Below are 20,081 nucleotides of genomic sequence, written 5' to 3' on the forward strand. Positions count from 1 at the left end.
AACAGCCTTGCCCGCGCGATGTTCTGTGCGCCATTTCAACTTCGTCGGCCCTCCTACTCTCCAATCAAGGGTTAGCCCAGTACGTGGCTAATTTTTGCGCTATCCTTATATGTGGCTATAAATCGAGCATTGTTCTTTATTGATATTAAACTGATTTTCCTGAAACGTGGGATTGGACGTCAACGCACAAAATTTCATCAGATTATGAATTGGGCAGGCCAAACTTTCATCTCAGCGTCCTCGCTTGCCAAGCTCTCTTTGTAACAATGACCTGTTTTTTAATGCTTTTCCGAACTGGCACGGCACTTGCGCTCGCGCGGGCAACGATCATCGATCAGGGGAGCATCAACATGGACACCGCCAAGTCCGGCGCCGACGTCTTATTCATCCTTCTGGGCGCCATTATGGTGCTTGCCATGCATTCAGGCTTCGCATTTCTCGAACTGGGAACCGTGCGGCGCAAGAACCAGGTGAATGCCCTGGTCAAGATCCTGACCGACTTCGCCGTATCGACCCTTGCCTATTTCCTGGTCGGTTACACAGTGGCTTACGGCGTGTCCTTCTTCGTCGGCGCCAAGGCGTTGTCGGGCGAGGGTGGGTTTTTCGCCGCCCATGGCTACGAAATGGTGAAGTTCTTTTTCCTGCTGACCTTCGCGGCGGCCATTCCGGCCATCATTTCGGGCGGCATCGCCGAGCGCGCCAAATTCTTCCCGCAATTGATCGCCACCGCCGTTCTGGTGGGTCTGGTCTATCCCTTCTTCGAGGGCTTGGTTTGGGGCGGGCGTCTTGGCTTTCAAAGCATGATCGAGGGGCTGTTTGGAGCGCCCTTCCATGATTTCGCCGGTTCGGTGGTCGTGCATGCGGTGGGCGGCTGGGCCGGATTGGGCGCTGTGCTGATGCTGGGCAACCGCCTGGGACGTTACAAGAAGGGCGGCGGGCTGGTCGCATTTCCGCCCTCGAACATTCCCTTCCTGGCGCTGGGCGCTTGGATCCTGACCGTCGGCTGGTTCGGCTTTAATGTCATGAGCGCCCAAACCGTCGAGGCGGTATCGGGCCTAGTGGCGATGAACTCGCTGATGGCCATGGTGGGCGGTACCTTGGCTGCCCTGATCGTGGGGCGCAACGATCCCGGTTTCGTGCATAACGGCCCCTTGGCCGGTTTGGTCGCCGTCTGCGCCGGGTCCGACGTCATGCATCCGCTTGGCGCCCTGGCGACCGGCGTTCTTGCCGGCGCCTTGTTCGTCTGGGCCTTCGATCAATGCCAGTTGAAATGGAAGATCGACGATGTTCTGGGCGTTTGGCCGCTGCACGGTCTTTGCGGCGCCATGGGCGGCATCGCCTGCGGCGTATTTGGCCTGGAAGCCCTGGGCGGCATGGGCGGCGTCAGCCTGATGTCGCAGCTGGCGGGCACGCTGGTGGGCGCTGCCTATGCCCTGATCTGCGGCGCCGCCATTTACGGCGTCTTGAAAATGACCATCGGCATCCGGCTTAGCGAGGAAGGCGAGCGGCACGGCGCCGATCTGGCCATCCACAACATCACCGCCTATCCGGAAGAGGACGCCACGAGAATGTAGATCATTCAGCGGGGGGAAGAAGAAAGGCGCGGGATTCGCTCCCGCGCCTTTTTTCGTTTCCAGCGTAGCGCTGACTCTTCAGCCTTCGCCGGACGCCGGCGGCGTTTCAGAGGCCGGTTCGGCTGCTTCCGCGGCAATGCCCGACCGGGGCCTGGACAAGGCCACCATCTTTTCAAGATCGGCTTCGCTGCACAGGCCCAGCGTCACCGGGTTGCGCGGCTTGATGTTCTGGTGATTCCAATGCGTGCGGTCGCGCACCGATGAAATGGTCGGCTTGGTGGTGCCGATCAGCTTGCAGATTTGCGCATCCGAAAGCTCGGGATGATGCTTGATGATCCAGGCGATGGCGTCGGGGCGGTCCTGACGCTTGGACACTGGCATGTAGCGCGCCCCCTTGGTCCTGGCGCGGGGTTGCGGCAGGTCGGGCATTTTCATCAATAGCAGACGAGCGTCTGGGTTGCGCTGGCAGCGTTGAATTTCATCTGGGCCGATCTGACCGGTGGCCACCGGGTCCAGTCCGACGATGCCCACGGCCACTTCGCCATCGGCGATGGCCTGGATTTCCAGCGAATGCATGCCGCAGAAATCGGCGATCTGCTCGAAGGTCAACGTCGTGTTCTCAACCAGCCAAACAGCCGTTGCCTTGGGCATCAAGGGAAGGGCCATAGTCAATCTCCTCACCTAGGGGCCATAAGAACAGGGTAACAGCCGTTCCCCGTCGCGATCCGGCCAGGACCGCACGCCACTAATGGACGCTTTTTTGTGAACCAAGCCTTTTATATACCCTACCCGATCCGCCGGGTCAAACCGCCAGACGCCAAAAAATCCCTTTTCTTTATAAGCTACTGAGGCGTTGTGAAAAAAAGAGGCGGCAGGTTGCCCTGCCGCCCCATTTCGGTAATCACTCTATCAGCATCAGCTCCAGGTGATCTTTTCGATATTGTCGAACTGGATCTCCTGATCGTCTGTCCTGATGGTGCCGCTGACCGGGTGATCGAAGGTGAAGGTGCCGGAGTCTTGGCCGTTGGTCATCGTCTGACCATCGACCTCGAGCGTCCAAGCGCCCTGTTCCAGCGACCCGGCAGGCCCGCCATCCATATTCATCTGGATGGTGTCGGTCCAGCAGCCCGATCCGCCGTTGACGCTGGCCGTTCCCCGATCACCATCGTTGAAGGTGAACAGGTCGTTGCCGTCGCCGCCCAGCAGGGTATCGTTGCCCGATCCGCCGACGAACTTGTCGTTGCCATCGCCACCCAACAGGGTGTCGCTGCCATCGCCGCCGTTCAGCGTGTCGTTGCCAAGCCCGCCGATCAGCGTGTCGTTGCCATCGCCGCCAGAGAGCTTGTCATTGCCCTTGCCGCCATCCAGCGTATCGCCGCCATCACCGCCGGTCAGCGTATCGGACCACTTGGTGCCGGTAACACTTTCACCCGGAGGTTCGGTCGCAGGCGGTTCGGTCGCAGGCGGTTCGGTCGCCGGAGGCTCCGTAACCGGCGGTTCGGTGACCGGCGGTTCGGTGACCGGCGGCTCGGTTTCTTCCGGCAAGGTGAAGGTGATGCTGTCAGAAGCCAAGCCGACATTGTTGTCGAATGTCAGTTCGGTATCCGAAAGATCGTCTTCCATCGCCTGGGCGAAGACATCCAGCGCAACGCCATCCTCGCCAATCGCGTCGGCAGGCGCGATCAGAGCGATCGGCATCGTGACCACACCGCCATTGGCGGCCAGATCATCGTTGTCGACCTCGACCTTCATGTAGCTCGTTCCGGCGTTGCCGCCGAAGCTACCGCCATCCACCAGCGTCGAGCCTTCCGGCGCCGTCCAGCCGCCCGGAACCTCGACATAGAGGTAATGGGCTTCGGAGCCGTCGGTGTAGTCGGCGAAGGTGGCGGTCACCGTCAGCGAGACTTCGGCCATCTGCTCTTGAGGTTCTGCGGACTCTCCTTCACCGCTCAAGCCCTCTTCCAGCGCCTGGGTGTACTGCCAAGTCGCATCAGCATGGTCGGCAACCGGCAGCGTCGCTTCGCTATAGCTGTCGTCGATGACAAACAACTCGCCCTCGCCCGGACCATAGCCATCCGGATGATTCTGACCGGCCTTGATCGTCACCGCCACCAACTCATGGCCAGCGTAGTTCTGATCAACGAAGCCCTGCAGATCGAGACTGTCGGCATCCCTGACGCCATCTCCGGCATCGAAGCTGTCGATCTTGACCTTCACGATCTCGCCCGAACCGTTGTCGAGATAGAGAACCATGTTCGAGATGTCGTGAGGCATCTCGGGGAACTGATCGGCAGCAGACGTATCGCCGCCAATCATGGTCACATCCGCAGTGATATCAACATTGTAGGGCTGGTCAGCAACCGCATCGACAACCACTTCAATGCTGCCCGCGAAGTCCTGGCTCTCGCCGCTGGTCGCATCGGTCACCGTGACGGAGACGCCCACCTGGGCATCGGCGTCCGAGTGATCGGGGACCGACAGCTTAAGCGCGCTCGGATCTTCCATGAAGGCGTTCAGGGAATCGCCCTCGAACACCAGCATGGATCCGCCGCTCAGATCGAACGGTTGGCCATCGAACAGGACCACCGTGCCCTCTGGCAAGGCGGACATGTCGAAGACAATCTGACTGACTTGGTCGTCACCCGTGACGCCTGTCAGATCGATGTGCGAGCCGATATCAACCAGCAACCCGCTGGCAAGGTCGCCTGCAAGCAAATCACCATTGCTATCGGTCTGGAAGGCGACACTCGACATGTCGTCTTCGTAGCTCTGGGCATCACTGAAGGCAGCCGACGATTGGATGCCATCCTCCGGAGGCGACGTAACCGGCGGCTCAGTCACATGCGGCTCGCTGCCGCCCTTCGGATGCGATCCGCCCTTCGGATGGCTGCCGCCCTTCGGATGCGATCCGCCCTTAGGTTCGGAACCACCCTTCGGCTCGCTGCTGCCCTTAGGCTCGGAACCACCCTTCGGATGCGATCCGCCCTTAGGCTCGGAACCACCCTTAGGCTCGCTGCTGCCCTTAGGTTCGGAACCACCCTTCGGCTCGCTGCTGCCCTTAGGCTCGGAACCGCCCTTAGGCTCGCTGCCGCCCTTAGGCTCGGAACCGCCCTTCGGCTCGCTGCTGCCCTTAGGCTCGGAACCACCCTTGGGTTCGCTGCTGCCCTTAGGCTCGGAACCACCCTTCGGCTCGCTGCTGCCCTTAGGCTCGGAGCCGCCCTTCGGCTCGCTGCTGCCCTTAGGCTCGGAACCACCCTTCGGCTCGCTGCTGCCCTTAGGCTCGGAGCCGCCCTTCGGCTCGCTGCTGCCCTTAGGCTCGGAGCCGCCCTTCGGCTCACTGCTGCCCTTAGGTTCGGAACCACCCTTGGGTTCGCTGCTGCCCTTAGGCTCGGAACCACCCTTGGGTTCGCTGCTGCCCTTAGGCTCGGAACCACCCTTCGGCTCACTGCTGCCCTTCGGATCGCTGGGCTCAGAAGGCGTCGTGGCGGTGGTCGCCGTCGTGGCGGTGGTCGCCGTCGTGGCGGTGGTCGCCGTCGTGGCGGTGGTCGCCGTGGTCGCCGTGGTGGCGGTGGTCGCCGTCGTGGCGGTGGTCGCCGTGGTCGCCGTGGTGGCGGTCGTCGCCGTGGTGGCCGTCGTCGCCGTCGTGGCGGTCGTCGCCGTCGTCGCCGTCGTCGCCGTCGTCGCCGTCGTGGCGGTCGTGGCGGTCGTGGCGGTCGTCGCCGTCGTCGCCGTGGTCGCCGTCGTGGCGGTCGTGGCGGTCGTCGCCGTCGTCGCCGTCGTGGCGGTCGTGGCGGTCGTGGCGGTGGTCGCCGTGGTGGCGGTCGTCGCCGTGGTGGCGGTCGCGACTGGCGTCACGGGAGGCGTTGCGCCTGCGACAGGACGACCCTCGTCGCCCCGCTCATCGCCCAAACCAGGGCCGCCGTCTTGAATGCGATTGACTTCGTCGCCAGGAACACGGCGAGCGCCAAATTGATCAAATTCTGGACCAAAATAACTCCCGATGGTGCCGTCAATAAACTGTGGAATGGGGGGGGGAACTGCGTCAGCGCCGGTATCGATCGGCGGCAATGTCTGCTCGGGAGTGCCATCAGCCGGAGCAATGGCCGCTTCGGTACGGCGAGCACCTTCCGGCAATCCAACGCCTTGGCCGCCGAAGTGTACGTTGGCAGCGCCGAAGGCGTCGTCGCCCTGCTCGCTCTCGCCAGCTCGTTCAGCCCGCAACTCGGGGTCTTCGATGTTTTGCCTGGGGACGTTCTGCAAGACTGTCAGATCATCCAATACCTGGCGATCTTCACCTTGCGTCTGCGTCGGATTGTTGTTTTCCTCGGCCATGGCCATTCCCCGTGAGCTAAATCATCTGCCGCAATTTCGGCTTTACCTAACAAGATGCGCCGCCAAGGAAATATCCTTTGCGACCCTTATAGTTTTACCCCCCTTATTTAAATCTCTGAACACCCCCAAAGGTTATAGCTTGTGCCTGGAAGGATTGAGGGATTTGCTTTGCCTGTGTCGAATTGCATCACATTAACGACATGTTTACTGGTGTTAAATTTCTTGTGCATGATTCTGAATTATCTTAGGATTCCTTAAGTAATCCGCCGAGTCGCGCTGGGCAGAATCGCTTTGCGGGCATCGGCCAAAGAGTTTCTATAGGTGGTTAATTTAGGCCCAGAAAGCAGGTCTTATAACCTTTGCCAGGATGGCGCCAAAGTGGTCGGTTTCCGGCTAGGCAACCTTCCGGCCTTTTTGGGATCGCCACAAATATAGAGAAAATGGCCCTGGGGCGCACTCAGGGCGCGGGATTGAGGGGATGCCGGGTAGCGCTATGCTGGATGGACTGACGCCAAGACAGAGGGAGATCGTCTCCCTGATTGAGCAAGGGCGGAGCAATAAGGAAATTGCTTCTCTTCTGGATATCGGAGTCGGAACGGTCAAACAGCATGTGGCGGCGCTTTTCCGCAGACTGAACGTTACCAGCCGCGCCCAGGCCGTGGCCGCCCTGCGCGGGTTGGCCGCCAGCGAAGCGCCCGGGCAGCGCCAAACCGGCTCCTCCACGCTTGCACAAACCCAGCACAACCAAGAAGCGTCGGCATTGGGGGCCGAATGCCGCGTCATTTCCGTCGCCGCCATCATCTTGGAACCGGCCGAGGGCATGGCCCAGGCTCTGGGAACCCGCCGCCTCGTCGATCGCCTGGAAAGCCTGGTCCGATACGGTCGCCAAGCCGCAGATTCCCTTGGCGGCCAGTGTTACGAGCGGGCGGGACAGGGCATCGAATTGCGTTTTGGCCTGATCCGCGCCCGTAGGGATGACGCCGAACGCGCCATTCGGGCGGCGCGCTTCGTTCTAGAACGGCTGATGGCCGATGACGATGCCGAACCCCATCCCAGAGGCGGCATCGCCACCGGCGTTTCTGTCGTCATGGCCCAGGGCGCCCAGGCGGCGCGGCCCCTGGCCTGCACGGAACTTGCCCAGGCATGGCGGCTTGCCTACCACGCCCCGGCCGGACGCCTGCTGGCCTGCGAGGCCACGCAGAGGCTGACATCGGACATTCTGGGCTTCGAGGCTTTTACGGCGGTCAGCGGGCTGGGTCGCACCGCCCAGGTGCGTGGCGAATTGCCTTTGCACGCCCCGGCCATGTTGCCCTCGCCCCGCCAAGCGCTGCTTGAAGACCTCCAGGTCATGCGCAAGCAATCCGCCTGCATCCTGATTGAAGCGGCTGGCGGCCTTGGTCGGACAACGTTGGCGGCAGCCCTGGCCGAGCGAATCGAGGCGACGGCGGGCCTTGCTTTATATATTCCGGCGGGCCGACGCGCTCTGGGTCCGGACGCGACGGGTCTAGCCCTGGCGCTGGAAATCAAGCTTGGCCTTGGATTCGCAGAAGAATCGCGCCAGCGCGAAGCTAGGCTAGAGGCTTTTCTGTCCGGCATGGAGATCGACGAGCCTTCCATTCGCCAAACTTTGCGCGGGCTTATATCGCCGACCTCACCGCCCGCAGGTCTGGGGGAACTGGCGGTCGCCTTAGCCGGGCTGTCAAAATCAAGGCCCCTGACGTTGCTGATCGACGACATCGAGGAGGCTTCTCCCGCCCTGATCGATTTGCTGTCCAGGCTGGCCGAGGAAGCCAATCCCTCCACCCTTGGCGTCATTTGTTTTGGCAAGGACATACCCGAAGCCCTGCGGGAAAGGCTTCCGTCCCCCGAGCGGATGCGCATGCCGCCGTTGTTGGATGAGGACATGATTGCCCTGATCGCTTCTCTGGATGGCGACAGCCATCTGGACGAAGGGCTGGTTCGCGCCGTCGTCCGCCAGGCCCAGGGACGGCCCGGCGATGGCGTCGAGCTTGTGATGGCGCTTTTGGGCCGCATCAAGGCCAAGGGAGACGCCGCCATCCCCCAGGGACTGCCGATGCCGATCCGCCTTTATGCCAGCCTGATTGCCGAAATGGACCAGGATGCGGACCTGAGAGAGGCTTTGCGTCTGGCCGCCCTGCTTGGCCGCTTCTTCGCCCCCGGCCTGCTGGCCCGCTTCTGGCCGCGCGGGCAAAAGGCGTTGGACGAAGCCCTGGCCCGCGCGACCGAAGCCAAATTGCTGGTTCATGAAGGCAGCGGCGCTTCCATCCGCTATGCCTTTGCGCGCCCCTTGCTGCGGGAAGCCGCCGTTCTGTCTTGGCTGACCGCAGACCGTTCGCGCTTGCGCGCCCGCATCGAACGCACGCGCGTGCGCGTGGGCGCGGTGCCGCTTGCCCTGGTCGGCGAAGCCAGCCGCAACCACGGAGCAAAGGCGCCAGCCAAGGAGGCCGACTGATCATGGCGTTTAAGCGTTTCGCCCCCATGTCCCTGTCGGATCTGATCGGAGACGCCAAAAATCTCGGCAGCTTCAAGCTGATGCGCTCGAACTTGCCCGAACTGGCCATGGTCTCTCTGTTCTTGAACCTACTGGCGCTGGCCCTGCCCCTGACCCTTCTGCAAGTGTACGACCGCATCATTCCGAATTCATCGACTGGCACGCTGAGCATGTTGGTTGTCGGCGTTCTGGTTGCGATCTTTCTGGAATCGCTTCTGCGCTTGGCGCGCTCCTACGTCACCGGCTGGATAGGCGCCCGCTTCGAACATTTATCCGGCGTGGCCGCGCTGGAGCGCCTGCTGACGGGACGCATTGAGGACATTGAAAAACAGGGGGCGGGCCAACAGCTTGAACGCATGAACGCCCTTGGCCAAATCCGCGATTTCTATTCCGGCCAGGCCTTGCTGACGCTGCTCGATCTTCCCTTCGTGCTGATTTATCTGGCCCTGATCACCCTGCTGGCCGGGTGGGTGGTGCTGATCCCGGTGGGTATCTCGATCATCTTCTTTCTGATGGCGCTGAAGCTGGGCGAAAAGTTGCGCAAGGCCATCAAGGAACGCATGACGTCGGACGACCGGCGGCTCGATTTCGTCATGGAGGTTCTGCGCGGCATCCATACCGTCAAGTCGATGGCCATGGAAGCCTTGATGCTGCGCCGCTACGAGCTTTTGCAGTCGGCCAACGCGCAGAATTCCTACAACGCCACCTATCTCAATGCCGAGGCGATGCGCCTAAGCCAGGTCTTTTCGCAACTGACCACGGTGGCCATCGTCACCTATGGCTGCAATCTGGTCGTTGCCAACGAACTGACCATCGGCGGGCTTGCCGCCTGCACCATGCTGGCCGGTCGTTCGCTTCAGCCTTTGACCCGTCTGGTGGGGGTTTGGAACCGCTTTCAGACCATTCGCATCGCGCGTGAAAAAGTGGCGGGCCTGCTGTCTCTGAAGCGCGAAGGCGCCGCCGGCTTGCCCGATTGGCCCGAGATTCAAGGGCGCGTCACGCTGGACAACGCCTCGTTCTCATACGGCGATGGACAGCCCAACATCATTCATGGCGCAAAAATCGACATCCAGCCCGGAGAATGTGTCTGCGTCCAGGGCGCCAACGGTTCCGGCAAGTCGACCTTGGCGTCTTTGATGCTGGGCATGGCGACGGCCAGCGAAGGAAGGGTCCTGATCGACGGCCAGGACATCCGCAAATATGACGCTCAATCTTTAAAACATCAGGTGGCCTATCTTCCGCAGAGAGGCGAGGTTTTCAACGGCACCATCCTTGAGAACCTGACCATGTTCGATGCGACGCAGACGGATCGCGCCCTGGAAGTCGCCTCGCTGGTGGGGCTTGACGAAGTGGTCTCGTCGATGCGCCTGGGCTATGACACCCCCATCGGCGACGGCGTTTCCGATTCCTTGCCCGCCGGCGTCGTGCAGCGCATCGCCATCGCCAGAGCGCTGTCGCGCGATCCCAAGATCGTGCTGTTCGACGAGGCGAACTCGTCTGTCGACAGCGTCGGCGACCGCTATATCCGAAGCGCCATCGAAACGCTGAAGGGCAATTGCACACTGGTGCTGATCACGCATCGGCCAACCTACGCCAAGCTGGCCAACCGTGTTTTCGAATTGGTGGACGGGCGCTTAAGAACGAAGGACCTCAACGCCCCCGCAGCACCTTCCGATCCTGCGGATCAAAGCGAAGGCAGCGCAGCCGCCAGTTCTCCCGCCGCCTTGTCGGCCGACCGCGGAACGCGTCTGGCCGAAAACGTGTTGGGACGTTTTGCGGTCCCCACGGATTTCGCCAATTGCCTGATCGCGCTTTTGACGGCGCTCAATTGGCGCGGCGACCTGAAGCATGTCGCCGAAGCCCTGCCCCATTTTGCGGAAACGCTGGACCTGACCGGTTTTCGCAATGTGATGGCCAATCTGAATTACATCAGCCGACCGGACAGGATGCGGCTTGGCGAGATCGATCCACGGCTGATGCCCTGTCTGTTCGTTCCTGACGACGGCCCCGCCATGATCATTTTGAAGCCAGCGCCCGATGGAACGCTTCTGGCCTTCGACGGCGAGCGCGCCTTGATCGAGCCGCCGGGACGCAATCAGGACTCTCTTGGCACCGCCTATTTCTTCTTTCCCGCCTCGGAAGAAACCGAAGATCTTCTGGCCCGCCAAAAGCAGATCGGCTGGTTCAGGGCCACCACCGAACGCTTCCGCCCGCTGATATGGCAAATTCTTTGGCTGACGCTGTTCATCAACCTGATGGCCGTCGCGACACCGCTGTTCATCATGAGCGTCTACGACAAGGTGGTTCCCACCGGCTCGCTCTCGACGCTGGGCTATTTGGTGGCTGGCGTTCTTCTGGCGCTGACAGTCGAACATTTCCTGTCGCGCATGCGTTCCAAAGCGGTCGCCTACTTAAGCGGCCGCCTTGACTACATCTTCGGCAACGCCGTTTTTCAACGCATCTTGTCGCTGTCGGCTTCGTTCACCGAGCGGGCGACAGTGGGCGCGCAGGTGGGGCGCATCAAGGAATTCGAATCGATCCGCGACTTCTTCAACGGCCCGCTGGCCTTCGTCTTCTTCGAAATGCCCTTCGTCTTTCTGTTCGTTGCCGTCTTCATCGCCATCGGCGGACAAACGGTTTATATCGTCATTCTGGCGGCCATCATATTCGCAGTAATCGCCAAAGTCGCCTATCCGCTGCTGCAGCGCTCGTCGTCCCTGGCGGGCAAGGCCATGGGCAAGAAGAGCGAGTTCCTGACGGAAACCGTCGGCAAGCTGCGCGTCATCAAGACCGGCGGCTACGAATTGGCATGGCTGGAACGCTTTCGCCAAATGTCGGGCAAGGCGGCGATGGCCGATTTTCATTCCAACCAGATTCAGGTGATCGTCAACACGACGGCGAACTTCGTCACCATGTCGGCCGGCCTGATCGTGGTGGCCTTCAGCGTCTACCGCGTGTTGGACAGCGCCATGACGGTCGGCGCCGTGGTGGCGACGATGATCCTGGTCTGGCGCGTTCTGGCCCCCTTGCAGACGGCTTGCGTTTCCCTGCCGAAGCTGGAACGGGTGGTCAGCAGCATCAAGCAGATCGACAATCTGATGAATTTGCGCCCCGAGCGCGAGATCAGGGCCGTGACCAGACCGCCTGCGAAGTTCAAAGGCCATGTCGTCTTTTCCCGCGTCTCCTTCCGCTACTCCGCCGACACCGATCCGGCGCTGGTCGGCGTCAGCTTCGACGTGCAGCCGGGTGAGGTCGTGGGCTTGATCGGCCCTAACGGTTCTGGAAAATCGACGGCGCTCAAGCTGATGAGCGGCCTTTACCAACCGCAGGCGGGCAGCGTGCGCATCGACAACCACGATCTGCGCCAAATCGACCCGGCCGATCTGCGCTCGGCCATCGCCTACGTGCCCCAGACCTGCAATGTGTTCTATGGCACCATCGCCCAGAATTTGCGCCTCGCCAGTCCGACGGCCCTGGACGAAGAGTTGCGCATCGCCGCCAACCAGGCCCGGGTCCTGGAAGATATCATGGCCTTGCCCGACGGCTTCAGTACCAAGCTGGGCGACAGCCGGATGGAACATTTCTCGGCCAGCTTCATGCAGCGATTGTCCCTGGCGCGCGCCTATCTCAAACGCGCCCCGATCATGCTTTTCGACGAGCCGGTGACCGGCCTTGACTTCACCGGCGACCGCTACTTCATGAGCATGGTGAACGCGATCCGAGGACAAAGCACCATCTTCATCGTCACCCACAGGCCCAGCCATCTGGCGGTGGCCGACAAAGTAATGGTCTTCCAGAACGGCTACCTGCGACTGGCTGGCGCCGCCAAGGACGTGATCAAGCAGATTCCGCCCGACCTTCTCTAATTCCGATATGGATGAACGTGCCATGCCCCAATATCCCGCCGCAGCGCCAGCCAAAACCTATACGGGTCTTGCCAGCATGGGCATCACCAGGGGAAGCCGACAGGCGCGCCATCTGAGCCAAGCCATCATTCTCGAGGAAACCGGAACCTCGACGATCGTGCGCCAAGCCACCATCCTGATCGCGGTCGCCGTCATTTTGTTCATCGCCTGGGCGGCGCTGGCCCGTCTGGACGAAGTCGCCGTCACGACGGGCGAGGTCGTGCCCTCGTCGGCGGTGCAGATCATCCAGCATCTGGAAGGCGGCGTGGTTTCCGAAATCCTGGTCAAGGAAGGGCAACTGGTCGAAGAAGGGCAACCCCTGTTCCGTCTGGCGCCGAAATCGGCAACATCTGAATTCGAACAGATGAAAACCCGCGAAGTCGGCCTAGCCCTGAAGGCCGAGCGGCTGAAGGCCTATCTTGACGACCGCAACGCGGATTTCAGCTTCGCTGGCGCAAGCTATGCGCCGCTGGTTGCCGATCAAAGGGCAATTTTGGCGGCTCAACGCTCGGCGCGCGCATCGTCGCTGTCCGTCGTCAAATCTCAGGTCGAGCAGCGAAGGGCGGAAATCCGTCAGTACGAGGAAAGCCTCAAGGGCCTGAGCGAACAGGTCAAGGTGCTGGAGGAACTGGTCAAGATCCGCAGCCAGTTGGAAAAGGAGGGCTTGGTTTCCAGGGTCGTCTTCCTGGACACCCAGCGTTCCTACATCACCACCCGGGGCGACATGAACAAGATCGAGCAGCAGCTGGTCGCCAGCCGCCAAGCTCTGAACGAAGCGGAGAACCGCCTTACCAGCCAGAACGCCACCTTGACGCAGGAGGCGTCGAACGAGATGGGCGCGGTGACCGGGGAACTGGCGCAAGTGCGCGACTCTTTAGCCAAGCTGGCCGATCGGGTCGATCGTTTGGACGTCGTTTCGCCCAAAAAGGGGTTGGTGCAGGATATGAAAATCCGCACGGTGGGGGCCGTGGTGGCTCCGGGCGGCACCTTGTGCCAAGTGGTTCCCGTCGAAGACAAGTTGCAGTTGGAAGTGAAGATTCAAAGCCGCGACATCGGCCATATCGCACCCAACCAACATGTCACCGTCAAGATGACGACCTATGATTTTTCCCGTTACGGATCGATCCCCGGAAAGCTGGAATCCATCTCCCCCACCTCGTTCTCCGACGACAAGGGCAATACCCATTACAAGGGCATCGTGACCTTGAACCGCAATTACGTGGGCGACGTGCCTGGAGTAAATGTCGTTCTGCCCGGCATGTCGGCCCAGGCCGATATCGAAACCGGCGACAAGACCTTGCTAGAATATTTGCTGAAGCCGATTTTCGTCTCGCTCAAGAATTCGTTCCACGAGCGTTGATGCGAATTTGGCCAACAAGAAAGGCGCCTTCTTTCGAGAGGGCGCCTTTTTCACGCGCGCGGCATGCGCGCCATCAAAGCCTATTTGTGATGCGGGTCTTCGATCATGCTCAGCCAGCTTGAGGGCGTAACCAAACTTTTGGCCTCCTCCTCGTCGGCATTGTCGGTACCGCGCAGGCTTGACCGGTTGCCGTTGAAAATCCGCTGGTCGATCTCGTCGATCACCTTGGTATAGGCCTTGGCGGCCGGAGCCTGGGGATGCAGCAGCACCAGAGGCATGTCGCTTTCTTCGGCCAAGGGAACCAGATTGTCGCCGGGAATCGCCTCGTTGTAGACGCGCTCTCCGAACTCGGCCCGAATGATGTCCGCCGTGCGGCGGGAAACTTCGTTCGAATCGGGGCTGATCAGCAAGACGCCATTGATGCGCAGCACCGGATTGATGCGCCTTGCCATGCGCCGCACATTGGCCCAGGTGGCGTGCAGCCCGTCCTGGGCATGGCGATAGCAAAAGGTCGGGATGACCAACTCGGTCGCCGCCACCAGCGCGTTGACCGAGGGCAGGCCCAGCGTGGGCGGGCAATCGATCACGATGTAATCGGCGTCGGCCGACGGGCTTTCCAAGGCCCGGCGCAGAACAAGCTGCGGCTCCAGGACGCCGGAAAGGGCAACATCCAGCCCGGAAAGATTGGGGGTGGATGGCAATATCCTGAGATTGTCGACGCAAGAAGGGCGGATGACCTCGGCGACCGTGGCCGATTCGACCAACAGGTCGTAAACCCCCTTCAAGGGACGGGGCGTAATGCCGAAGGCCGCGGTTGCATTGCCCTGGGCATCCATGTCGACCAGCAAGGTCCTTTGTCCCCGCTTGGCCCACAAAGCCGCCAGATTGACCGCCGTCGTCGTTTTGGCGACGCCGCCCTTCTGGTTGAACACAGCAACGGTCGGCATTCCGAACCCCTTTCCCCGATAACTAGCGATATTTTGCCCCAGGACGGGTTCGATTGCCAGCCGAGATCGTGTACAGTACCCCCATGAACGACGAGCAGATCAAATCGATTCTCTCCAAGATTCCGCATCTTCGCGGCATCGACCCGCTTGCCATGTCCTGGCGGCCCATTCTGGGCGGCCAGCACAACACGGTTTTCAAGCTGGAAACGCCCAGGGGCAAATTCGTGCTCAGGCTGGGTCGCCGGTTTCCCGATTATCCCGATCATTATGGCGAGGAAGTTTACAACGCCCGGCTTGCCGCCGCCGCCGGCCTTGCCCCGCAGATCCTGCACTTCGATCCCGAGGACGGCACCATGCTGGTTCCGCTGATCGAGGGAACGACCATGGACGATTCGAAGTTCAAGGACCTCGAAGCCGTGAAAAGGGCGGCGCTCAGTTTAAAGCGCCTGCATGCGGGTCCGGCCTTCCGCTCGTCCTTCAATGTCTACAAGCGCATCGACAAGCTGGAAAAGGAAGCCAACGACGCGGGCGACCCCGCCTTCGCCACCCTTCCCGACGTGCGACGCGCGGTGGCTGCTCTCAGGCCGGTTCTTGAAGGCGTCGGCACGGCGCTGGCCCCCTGCCACAACGACCCGGTGCCTGAAAACTACATCGACACCGGGGGTCGGATGGTTCTGGTCGATTGGCAATGTTCGGGCCAGGCCGACCCTCACTGGGAAGTGGGCGCGCTTTCCGCTCAATGCCGCTTCGATGAATTTCAAGACAGGGCCTTGATCGACACCTATTTCAGCGATCCTGAGCATCCAGGAATTCCCCGCATGCGCCTGTTCAAGGTGGCGGTCAGCTATACTTGGCTTTTGTTCAATCTGGCCCGCTGGCAAAAGGACGAAGATCCCTACAAGCGGCGGCGCAACGCCATCCACTGGCTGGCCCGCACCGAGACCCTGCTGGCCCATCCGGAATTTTCCCGCTATCTGCGCGAAGCGGGCAAATCGACGGCGTCCAATTAGGGCGACTTGCGTCGGCGCGTTTCCTTCTTTTTCAGCATGGCCGAGATGCTGCCGATCGCTTCGGAAATCTGCTGCTCGATCTCGGGCTCGGGTTCGGAGGCTAGCGGCAAGGGCGGCTCCGCCTTCGGCTTAACGGCGCGCGGCGCAGGGGGCGCCTTGGCCGCAAGGGCAGGCTTGGCCATCTGGGTGGGGGCCGCTTTTGGGCGCGTCACCTTGACCTGGCCCTTGACCACCGCCTGACGGCGCGGTTGCGACGGGTCTTGGGGCGACGTGGCCGCCAGCGCCTCGATTCGCTTCAAACTGCCCGTCTGGCGTTCCAGAAGCTGCACCAGCAGGCCCAAGGTCTGGCGTTGAATTTCGCGGTCGCGCACCAAGCTCGACGACAGCGATTCCTGGGCCTGTTCGATCCGGCCCAGACGCCCGGCCAATTCGGCCAGCGCCAGTGCGATTTCATCCAAGGTTAGGTTCGAATCGTTCATGTCGAAACTAGTGTACCCCGTCAATCATTCAATCGCCACAGGCTCAATGTCTTCCCCTTGGCCGGGCCGTCCGAGAATATATCAACCGGCGGAGCTTGCAGCAGAGAATTTGCCCCAAGGTCGATCTTTCGCTCTTGCCCCGGCGGGGCGTCGCCCGGTTCCGCCTTGGGATGATGCGTCGCCAGCAGATAGCTGGCGCCAGATTGGCGAAACAGCCGCAATGCGGCCTGGATGTCGGAATTATCCAGATAAGTCAGCGTGTCGCGACACAAGATCAGATCCGCCTTGGGCAGAAGATCGCGCGTGATGTCGCCCGGCTTGAACAGCATGGTCCGCGACGCCTGATAGACTCTGGCGTTGTCGGCGATCAACTCTTCGACGATATCGACGCCGACATAAAGGTCCAGCCCTTCGGCCAGGGCGGATATCCAACCGGCTTCGCCGCAACCAGCATCGACGAGGCTGCGCACGCCCAATCGGGCGAACGTTTCCTTCAACCAGACCCGCAAGGCCCTGGTCGCCACCAGGGTGGACCCGGCACCAGAGCGCGTTTCAAAATTGCCGTTAACGTTCTTGCGCCAGCTCTCAATCTGAGCGGCGCGGCGCGTTTCTCGCTCGGCGTCGTAAATGGCCAGGGGAAAGCGCCCCTCGCTGGCGGAAACGGAAATCGTCTTGGCAAGGAAATCGATGCCGCTCAATCGTTGATAATCGTCAAGCGATCTGGCCGAACCCAGGCCGAAGGCGTCAAGGTCGGCCAGCGCCTGCGCATCTTGGGTATTCTTGCTGCCGATCAAATGCGCCACCCTGGCGCGCGAGCGACTGTTCAACTTCGGCCAGTCGCGATTGTCCACCCAATGGGTTTTGCGCTCGGTGAATTTTACGTAGGCATGGTAGATCAGCGCTTCACAGGGCGAGAAGATGTCCCAGCCATGCGTCCACAGCCTGACCGCCATCGAAATTTCCTCGCCTTGGAAATAGATAAGCGGATCATAAGGCACCTCGGCCAGCATCTTTGACGAGGCGAAGACGAAACCGGCGGCATACAGCATCGAGGGCATGGGCCTGCTGGGCGCGTCCTGCGGCTGGATGGCGCGCGATTTATTGATCAGCACGCCCGCCTCGTCGAAATAGCCGGCGCTGACCAGCGGCAGGGTCGGTGGATTGAGTTTGTCTGGCGGCACATAGCCAGGAGGGTAGGTCGACAGAACCGGCTTGGGCGCCTTGCAAGATTTCAACTGGGCGATCATCCGCTCGTCCCAGTTTTCAACAAAGCGCATATGGCTGTCGATATTCAGCACATATTCCTCGCCCCGCCACAGCTTGTGCGCCTGGGCACGCGCCCAGCCCACGCCTTCGCTTTGGCTGACGTGAAAGTCGACGCTGCGGGTTTGATCGGGACGCGGCGAGGGAATTTCGAAACAGTCTTTGTCTTCCTCGGGCACGGTTTGCCAACAAATGCCCACGAAAATCCGCTCTGGCCTTGCCGCCTTCAAGAACAGGTCGCGCACCGTCCACTGGCATTCCGGATCGCGGTAGCTGGCGATGGCGACAAACAGGCGCTCGTCTTGTTGCGCTGGCGGCGCCTTGGCGACAGCGCCTTGCATTCGCACGACAATGCGGCCCGAAACGGTTCTGGCCATCTCCCCCTCCCGGCCGTCTATCCTTCAATCTGGATTCAATATAGGCCAGTGGACAGCCGTGTCCCAGCAAGAATTATCGGCGGATATCAAGTATCTGGGAATTTTTTGCCTACCTTATCTTGAGTTTTTTTTAACTCTTCTATCCCAAGATTAGTCTGAAGACCGCTCTTGGCGGCACTGGCTTTGGGGAACAAGACGATGCGCTCTCGCACTTACAGGTCACTTCTGGCGCTTGCCGTCGGCACCGGCCTCTTGGGCGTCGCCTTTTCCAGCCGCGCCGAGACGTTGGAAGAAGCGCTCTACAAGGCCTATCAAACCAATCCGCAGATCAGAGCCGGGCAAGCGCTGGTGCGCGCCACCGACGAACTGGCGCCGCAGGCTCTGGCCAATTGGCGCCCCACCATTACCGCGTCGGCGGAAACCGGCTGGCAACGCCTGCTCTACGACAACACCAAAACGACGGCTGACGCGACCAACCAGACACGCAATCCCAAAAGCGTCAAATTGACCATCAATGAATATCTCTATCGCGGCGGACGAACCATCGCCGCCACCAACGTCGCGGAAAACAAGATTCTGGCCGAGCGCGCCCGCCTGATGGTGACCGAAGGCAGCGTGCTGTCCGACACCGCCGCCGCCTATATGCGTTTGCTGATGCAGCGCGACTTGCTGGCCATCACCAGCGAGAGCGAAAAGGGCATCGCCGAGGAACTGGCGGGCACCAAGCGCCGCTTCGACATGGGCGAGCGCACCAAGACCGACATCAGCCAAGCCGAAACCCGCCACGCCAAGGCGGTGGCCGACCGCGTCACCGCCGAGTCCGATCTTGCGACCGCCGAGGCGATGTATCGCGGCTTGGTCGGCGCCGATGCCGGGCCAGTCAGCCTGCCCGCCTTCCCGGAGGCCCTGCCCGCCAAGCGCGAGACCGCCATCAAGCTGGCCTTGGAATCGAATTACGGCATCGCGGCTGCGCTCTATGACGAAAAGGCGGCGCGCGAAAACATCAAACTCGCGCGCGGCGAGTTGCTGCCCACCCTGGCCGTGCAGGGCACGGTTGGGCGCGATATCGAAACGAGCACCGTGGACAGCCGCATCGACGACGCGACCGTCAAACTTGTCATGACCATGCCCATTTTCGATGGCGGCCTGGCTTACTCCAAAACCCGTCAGGCCCGCCAAACGCACAGCCAGTCTTCGATCACGCTGGAGAAGGCCAAACGCGACGCCGCCGAAAACGCCAGCAAGTCCTGGGACACCATGACGCTGGCTAAGGACCGCATCCGCGTCAACGAGGCCAGGGTTGCCGCAGCCGAGATGGCGCTGGCCCATGTCGGGCGCGAACAATCCTTCGGCACCCGTTCGCTGCTCGACGTGCTGGATGCCCGCCAGGATTTGCTGGACAGCCGCACCGCCCTTGTGCGCGCCCGCACCGATCTGTATGTGGCGGCCTATCAGTTGAAGCTGGCCATCGGCGAATTGACCGCCGCCAAATTGGCGCTGGGCGAGCCAAACTATTCGCCCAAGCCGCATTACGACGAAGTGCACGACAAGTGGGTGGGCGGCAGAAGCTCGATCGACAAGGAGCGTGGCAACACGGTTGAAGCCCCGCCCGATCCGCCAGCCCGCCCGTTGGCTCCCTTGCCTTCCGATATTGCGCCGTCGCCAGCTTTAAGCGCCGATGCGCCCACGGCGGCCATGCCCTCTGCCGAACAACAGGCCGCCGAAGCGCCCTTGGCGGCGCCACCGGCAGCCCCACCGCCGGAGGCCATAACCGCGCCTGTCCCGATGGCGCAACCGATCAAGCCGAAACCGGCCCCCATGGATATCGAAATGGCGCCATTTACGCCAGATGCGGCCCCGGCAACACCAGCACCCGCGCCTGCACCAGCCCCGGCGCCCGTGCCGGAACAGCCCGCTCCCGCCGCCCCGCCACCCGCGCCTGCGCCTGCGCCCGCTCCGGCCCCCGTCAAACCGGAAGCGATGCCCAAAGTGGAGCAACCCGCTCCGCCGACCAAGGCGGAAACCGCACCAGCCAGACCGGCGACGGTGCTGCGTCCGTCAACCTCGCCCTTCATGGCGCAGCTCAGCGCCAGAGAGTGACATTTAGGCTTTTCGCGCCGCACTAAGCGTCAGCATTTCTTCTTTGCATAGGAATTTTGTTGACAGGCTGCTGCGGTAGCGAATAGGCTCCGTCCATTACCGCCCTTACTGCGACCAAAAGCCGCCCTGGCAACAGCCCGGGCGGCTTTTCGCATTTGGGCTTCACTCTCACACCAACGCAAAGGAGGACCGCCATGGGCGGATTCAATTCAGTCACGGAGG

At 61.5% G+C, this 20,081-nt stretch carries 13 protein-coding genes; 8 read left to right on the forward strand and 5 right to left on the reverse strand.

Annotated elements, in window-relative coordinates; all coding sequences use genetic code 11:
- Window positions 1-350: 350 nt before the first annotated feature.
- Window positions 351-1,574 carry an ammonium transporter gene (locus HQL44_15130; GenBank protein ID MBF0269916.1) on the forward strand — a complete coding sequence of 408 codons (1,224 nt, stop codon included), beginning with the start codon at window positions 351-353 and terminating at the stop codon, window positions 1,572-1,574.
- A 78-nt stretch (window positions 1,575-1,652) separates the two neighbouring features.
- Here HQL44_15130 and HQL44_15135 read toward each other — a convergent pair whose 3' ends face one another.
- On the reverse strand, window positions 1,653-2,240 hold the full coding sequence (locus HQL44_15135; GenBank protein ID MBF0269917.1) for a DUF1013 domain-containing protein: 588 nt from the start codon (window positions 2,238-2,240) through the stop codon (window positions 1,653-1,655).
- A gap of 249 nt (window positions 2,241-2,489) precedes the next feature.
- On the reverse strand, window positions 2,490-4,328 hold the full coding sequence (locus HQL44_15140; GenBank protein MBF0269918.1) for a hypothetical protein: 1,839 nt from the start codon (window positions 4,326-4,328) through the stop codon (window positions 2,490-2,492).
- A gap of 46 nt (window positions 4,329-4,374) precedes the next feature.
- Here HQL44_15140 and HQL44_15145 point away from each other — a divergent pair, with 46 nt between their 5' ends.
- The 5 genes from HQL44_15145 (at window position 4,375) to HQL44_15165 (ending at window position 13,683) form a co-directional block, all read left to right on the forward strand.
- The gene (locus HQL44_15145; protein MBF0269919.1) at window positions 4,375-5,502 is read left to right on the forward strand and encodes a hypothetical protein; all 1,128 of its coding nucleotides are present in this window, start codon (window positions 4,375-4,377) and stop codon (window positions 5,500-5,502) included.
- The gene (locus HQL44_15150; GenBank protein MBF0269920.1) at window positions 5,499-5,921 is read left to right on the forward strand and encodes a hypothetical protein; all 423 of its coding nucleotides are present in this window, start codon (window positions 5,499-5,501) and stop codon (window positions 5,919-5,921) included. The genes HQL44_15145 and HQL44_15150 overlap by 4 nt, the downstream gene beginning before the upstream one ends.
- Before the next feature lie 463 nt (window positions 5,922-6,384).
- Window positions 6,385-8,379, forward strand: a complete 1,995-nt coding sequence (locus HQL44_15155; GenBank protein MBF0269921.1) for a hypothetical protein — start codon at window positions 6,385-6,387, stop codon at window positions 8,377-8,379.
- Between the two features lie 2 nt (window positions 8,380-8,381).
- A complete protein-coding gene (locus HQL44_15160; protein ID MBF0269922.1) occupies window positions 8,382-12,284 on the forward strand; it encodes an ATP-binding cassette domain-containing protein in 3,903 nt (1,300 codons plus the stop codon).
- A 7-nt stretch (window positions 12,285-12,291) separates the two neighbouring features.
- Window positions 12,292-13,683, forward strand: a complete 1,392-nt coding sequence (locus tag HQL44_15165) for an HlyD family type I secretion periplasmic adaptor subunit (protein ID MBF0269923.1) — start codon at window positions 12,292-12,294, stop codon at window positions 13,681-13,683.
- Window positions 13,684-13,763: 80 nt separating this feature from the next.
- Here HQL44_15165 and HQL44_15170 read toward each other — a convergent pair whose 3' ends face one another.
- A complete protein-coding gene (locus HQL44_15170) occupies window positions 13,764-14,630 on the reverse strand; it encodes a ParA family protein (protein MBF0269924.1) in 867 nt (288 codons plus the stop codon).
- 83 nt (window positions 14,631-14,713) lie between these two features.
- Between HQL44_15170 and HQL44_15175 the strand changes: the two genes are divergently transcribed.
- Window positions 14,714-15,640 carry a phosphotransferase family protein gene (locus tag HQL44_15175; GenBank protein ID MBF0269925.1) on the forward strand — a complete coding sequence of 309 codons (927 nt, stop codon included), beginning with the start codon at window positions 14,714-14,716 and terminating at the stop codon, window positions 15,638-15,640.
- On the opposite strand, the gene HQL44_15180 is transcribed toward HQL44_15175, so the two are convergent.
- On the reverse strand, window positions 15,637-16,119 hold the full coding sequence (locus HQL44_15180; GenBank protein MBF0269926.1) for a hypothetical protein: 483 nt from the start codon (window positions 16,117-16,119) through the stop codon (window positions 15,637-15,639). The two genes, HQL44_15175 and HQL44_15180, sit on opposite strands and share 4 nt — an antisense overlap.
- 20 nt (window positions 16,120-16,139) lie before the next feature.
- Window positions 16,140-17,759, reverse strand: coding sequence for a methyltransferase domain-containing protein (locus tag HQL44_15185; GenBank protein MBF0269927.1), 1,620 nt, complete (start codon window positions 17,757-17,759; stop codon window positions 16,140-16,142).
- Between the two features lie 198 nt (window positions 17,760-17,957).
- On the opposite strand from HQL44_15185, the gene HQL44_15190 reads away from it, so the two are divergent.
- Window positions 17,958-19,859 (forward strand): TolC family outer membrane protein, encoded by a 1,902-nt coding sequence (locus tag HQL44_15190; protein MBF0269928.1) that lies wholly within the window; start codon window positions 17,958-17,960, stop codon window positions 19,857-19,859.
- The last annotated feature ends 222 nt before the right edge of the window (window positions 19,860-20,081 follow it).

Source organism: Alphaproteobacteria bacterium (genome assembly GCA_015231795.1).
Taxonomy (GTDB): domain Bacteria; phylum Pseudomonadota; class Alphaproteobacteria; order Rhodospirillales; family WMHbin7; genus WMHbin7.

Bases quoted from the DNA above. Each gene is read 5' to 3' on its own strand.
- HQL44_15155 (MBF0269921.1), top strand. From the start codon at position 6,385: ATGCCGGGTAGCGCTATGCTGGATGGACTGACGCCAAGACAGAGGGAG.
- HQL44_15185 (MBF0269927.1), bottom strand. From the start codon at position 17,759: ATGGCCAGAACCGTTTCGGGCCGCATTGTCGTGCGAATGCAAGGCGCT.
- HQL44_15145 (MBF0269919.1), top strand. From the start codon at position 4,375: ATGCCATCCTCCGGAGGCGACGTAACCGGCGGCTCAGTCACATGCGGC.
- HQL44_15180 (MBF0269926.1), bottom strand. From the start codon at position 16,119: ATGAACGATTCGAACCTAACCTTGGATGAAATCGCACTGGCGCTGGCC.
- HQL44_15130 (MBF0269916.1), top strand. From the start codon at position 351: ATGGACACCGCCAAGTCCGGCGCCGACGTCTTATTCATCCTTCTGGGC.
- HQL44_15165 (MBF0269923.1), top strand. From the start codon at position 12,292: ATGGATGAACGTGCCATGCCCCAATATCCCGCCGCAGCGCCAGCCAAA.
- HQL44_15190 (MBF0269928.1), top strand. From the start codon at position 17,958: ATGCGCTCTCGCACTTACAGGTCACTTCTGGCGCTTGCCGTCGGCACC.
- HQL44_15135 (MBF0269917.1), bottom strand. From the start codon at position 2,240: ATGGCCCTTCCCTTGATGCCCAAGGCAACGGCTGTTTGGCTGGTTGAG.
- HQL44_15175 (MBF0269925.1), top strand. From the start codon at position 14,714: ATGAACGACGAGCAGATCAAATCGATTCTCTCCAAGATTCCGCATCTT.
- HQL44_15170 (MBF0269924.1), bottom strand. From the start codon at position 14,630: ATGCCGACCGTTGCTGTGTTCAACCAGAAGGGCGGCGTCGCCAAAACG.
- HQL44_15140 (MBF0269918.1), bottom strand. From the start codon at position 4,328: ATGTCGAGTGTCGCCTTCCAGACCGATAGCAATGGTGATTTGCTTGCA.
- HQL44_15160 (MBF0269922.1), top strand. From the start codon at position 8,382: ATGGCGTTTAAGCGTTTCGCCCCCATGTCCCTGTCGGATCTGATCGGA.